This window comes from Vibrio sp. 1978 (assembly GCF_033344345.1).
Genome location: NZ_JAWPOP010000593.1, coordinates 1 through 642 on the forward strand (window position 1 = coordinate 1; position 642 = coordinate 642).

The 642-nt window shown below is 46.9% G+C and carries 1 protein-coding gene; it reads left to right on the forward strand.

Going from position 1 to position 642, the window contains the following annotated elements:
- Window positions 1–642: AraC family transcriptional regulator (locus tag R8N49_RS28015; RefSeq protein ID WP_318190556.1), on the forward strand; the 642-nt coding region annotated here is incomplete at both ends.

The window sequence follows — 642 nt, forward strand, 5'->3', positions numbered from 1 at the left end:
AATTTAGTCGGTCCTGGGCAAGGTTGTGTGGTAACAGCATGCTCTGATCATGCTTTCGGCGGCGTGATTCATCAATCGGATATTTTAGTGCTGAATATGCCGAAGCCGACCAATGATGACCCTGAGATGCTTCAGAAGATCAATAACCTAGAGCGTTCCCACCTTTATTTTCAACTCGATGGTCAAATTCAGAAGCTGATTCAGATGCTGGTACAGGAAATGCGTAACCATCCTGATGATCTGCTGCTTAGTCGCGCGTGTAATGACACCGTGATTGCATTGATGCAGCGCCATATCTCTGCATTTGAAACCAGCCGCAAAGATTCGCGCTTTGATCTAGAAGCAATAGACCGCTACATCGAACAACATCTCAGCCATAAGATCAGCGTTGCTCAGCTTGCGGGGCGCGTTTTCTTGGGTGAAAGCCAATTCCACAGCTTGTTTAAAGATCAGATGGGGATTACTCCGCATCAATACGTATTAGGTAAGCGCATTGATATGGCTCGTGAGCTAATCGAGCAAGGTCACCTCTCTTTAGGGCAAATCGCCGAGTTTACCGGCTTCTCAAGTCAAAGCACCTTTACTCATACCTTCACTCGATTGCAGGGACTTTCTCCCTCTCAGTATAAGAAACAGGTTGGG